The 3482-nt window shown below is 64.9% G+C and carries 1 protein-coding gene; it reads right to left on the bottom strand.

Going from position 1 to position 3482, the window contains the following annotated elements:
- Positions 1-459: 459 nt before the first annotated feature.
- Positions 460-2415, bottom strand: a complete 1956-nt coding sequence (locus ABH931_RS39600) for an ATP-dependent endonuclease (protein ID WP_370124838.1) — start codon at positions 2413-2415, stop codon at positions 460-462.
- Positions 2416-3482: the final 1067 nt, after the last annotated feature.

Here is a 3482-nt window from a genome sequence, read left to right as displayed (position 1 = left end):
ACGCCGCAGCTCAGCGGGGTAAGGGGAGGGACGTGCCATGACTCAATCCTCTCAGAGAATCGAGTCTCCATTCGAACCGGTGCGGTTCAGGATGCACCTCATCCCCCACCTTGTGGCGGCGGGCCGTGATGGATCGATGCTTGCGGTTCAGTCTGGACGTCTGGTTTGTCGTACGACAGGTCCTGACAAGCCCAAACGACAAAAGCTGACGGGAGAGCAGGCTGACTGACTACCTGTTTCCAATCCCAAGACCGCAGGTCACCCTTGACTGTCCGAAATGGGAGATTCGCGGAAGCGTTCGCCGAACAGGTCACCGTGACCGTTCGGCGAACGGAACTGCTGGGACGGCCTCCGGGGAGACTTCACCTGGAGGCTGGCGAGCACGCAGATCCGCGAGTGGAGCGCACCCCTGCCCAACGGGCGCGCCCCCTGGCTGGAGGACAGCTGACTTGGGCGGGGCTACCCGCTCTGATCGGCTTGCCTGGTCCCCTTGGCGCTCAGGTGGGCGCGGATCTGCTTGTACAGGGCGGCGACTTCCTGGGGGATATCGGTGTGCGCCGCAGCGAACGCGGCGCCCACACGTGGCTTGCTGTTGCCCTGTTCTTGCTGTGCTCGCTCAAGGAGCTGTTCGTCCAGCCGCTTCAGGAAGGCCTCGAACTCTCCGGACTTCTCTGGGTCCTTCCCGAAGGAGGTAGCGACGGTGAAGATCCCGGCGCGGTTCAGGTATCCGAGCCAGACGTCGAAGACGGCGTCGTTGCCGGGCCGTTCGTCGGGGGCCAGGCCGAGCTTGGTGAGCTGCTTGTTCAGCCCGCTGGGCGGCCAGAAGGCGGGGCCGTCGGCGACTGCCGCCCAGGGGATCTGGAAGGCCTCGAGGTAGTTGATGTACCCGCCAAAGTTGTTGTCGCCGCCGACGTCCACCAGCGCGATGTTGGCGCCCTCGGGGTCGCCGTGGCCGGCTGACCCGTCAGCCCACCACCGCCCGAGGGCGCCCAGGTCGGTGGCGCCTTCGCACAGGATGACGCCGGAGGCGAAGAGCAGGGCCCGTACGTCGGTGAGCAGCAGGTTCTGGAGCCAGTTGTTCAGGCCCTTCCTGTTCTGTGCCGGCAGGGAGGCGACTTGGGTGCCGGTGGCGTGTCCAGTGAGCCGGACCACCCTGTCCAGGTCGTCGATGTTGGAGCACGGGATCAGGTCTGGGCTGTGGGTGATCACGAGCCCTTGGACATCGGTGAGGTGGCGGGAGAGCCTCCGCTGCATGGTTGGGTGCAGGTTCACCGCGGGCTCGTCGAGGACGACTACGCGGCCGGGTTCTCCGGCGATCAAGGTGGCCAGCAACAGCGCTTCCTGGATGCCGGCTCCGGCGAATTGGGCGACTCGGGCATGCTCGTCGGGCCCGACCAGGATGTCGATCGTGAGGGATGTTTCGTCGGCTGGGTTGCTCCTCAGCCGCAACGGCAGATCGGTGATCTCTGTGAAGAGCCGTCGCGCATGTTCGAAACGCTGCTGCTCGTTTGGGCTGCCATTTTTGAGCCGGTACAACTCTCCGGCCACCGCGCTGCCGTCGCGCAGATCGACCGGTGAGGCCAGGTCAGCCAGCGGGAAGTGGCGTTGCAAGGGCAGCCGGCGGTTGTCCGTCAGGACGAGGGATCGACGTAGCACCTCCGCCAGGATGAAGCGGAAGTCGAAGCGAGTCCGTCCTTCACGGCTCTGCTGCTCGAGGTTCAGGGCCCGGGCCAGGGCACCGAGGCTGTCCGGCTCGACGGCATTGCCGTTGGTGACGCCTGAAACCTCCATGGTGAATGCGCCGGTCTCATCGAGCGTGTTGAGCATGAGGCTGAAGTCCACCGCGGACGGCTGGGGCTTATCCGCCAGCGGGGAGTACTCCTCCCGCAGGATCGACTGAAGCACCTGCATGGCAGGCACCCTGGCAGCGTCGCTGGGGTTGTAACCCAGCGGTGGGACGGCTCGTCGGGCTGATGCAACGGCATTGTCGATCCACGGGGCCATGTGGCCCCACTGAAGTCGTCCCGCAGCTGGCCCCTTGAGGCCCAGCTGCATCTGCTGCCCGTTGTGTTCGAAGTTCCACGCGGCCCACCACAGACCGGGATGACGGGCACTGTAGGCAACCTCCAGCTTGCCTCGGAGCAAGGAGCTCACGGAGTCAGCCGGCACGCCAAGCTGCGCGAACAGGCTGAGGGCCACGTGCTGCGGGACGCTCGAAACGTCGGACGAGTTCTCCAAGGCCGCGGTCGCGATGGCCGCCTCGACGAACAGTCGGACCAGTTCCTGCTCCCAGGGCTGGTCGAGTTCGATGTCGAGACTGACGGTGAAGGCCCCCGCTCCGTCCCGTCCTGCCTGCTGGAACAGATCCAGAGCGTCTGAGTTCTGGGGGCCGCGCAGTCCGTGCGCGAGCAGCACAAGGGGGAGGGCCAGAGCGGCTCCGAGGTTCGACTTCCCGGCCCCGTTCGGTCCGGTGATGATCGTTGTGCCTGGGCGAAGGGGGAGATTGAGGGCAGCGAAGGAGAGGAAGTCTCGTGCAGCTATCGAATGAACCCTCATGACCCCTGCCTCCGTTGCCAGATGGAGCTGATCGCTCCGGGTAGGACGACCAGCATCCTAGATCGCCTGCTCTCCTCAGCTTCCGTGCCGCGGCGCCTCGTCAGCTCCTTGCGTCGGCGCATCTGCGTGGCTGCCTTCCAGCCCTGCTGGCCCCGCCGTTCCTGCCGGCCGTTCTGGCCTGCCGCCCGGCCGGCCAGGCCTGGTTCTGGTGGTGGTTCAGGTGGTGTGTGTCGGTGTGGTGTTGGTGGTTGTTGGGGTGGTGTCGGTTGGGGTGCCGTAGGCGCCCCTTGGGGGTGTGGGGGATATCTGGTGGTGGTTTTCGTGTCGGGAATTCGCATTCCATAAATTCTCTGACGTGATGTCAGATCAGCGAGTGGAGCGCACACGTTGAGGAGCGGCCTGAAAGGCCGATCGGCCCCGGCAGAATGCGCCCCTATAATGCCCGATCAATGGCGCGTGATAAACTGGTTCACGCACCCAGGGCTCGGCATGGAAATGCCGGGTCAGCGCACCCGTGAAATAGCCGGGTGAATGCAAGCAACAGTGCCGAAGGCGCACCCGGAAACCACGCCGCCGAAAGGCGGCCCACTCCGGCCGGCACCACCCCGCAGCCGAACCTTCCCAGCTTGCAAGCCACAAACCAACACACCATAGGCCCAACGGGCCTGACACCCCACCACACCACCAAGCCGCCGAAGGCGGCCCAGCTCCCCGCAACGCGGGGAGCCAAACCCAACACCACGACTCCCGAAAGGGAGTCACCCCAAACCAAAAAACCCACCACCCCGAATTTCGGAACGAAATTCAAAAACGCCAAACCAAGAATTCCCGAAGGGAATTCGACAGCACCACGCACGGATTCCCCGAAGGGGAATCCACGTTGCGGGGAATTCCGTAAGGAATTCCCTAGGCCCTTTAGGGCCCCG

Source organism: Streptacidiphilus sp. MAP12-33 (assembly GCF_041261265.1).
Lineage (GTDB): Bacteria > Actinomycetota > Actinomycetes > Streptomycetales > Streptomycetaceae > Streptacidiphilus.
Note: the sequence above shows the minus strand (reverse complement) of the source record. Positions and strands in the feature narration are given on the sequence as shown.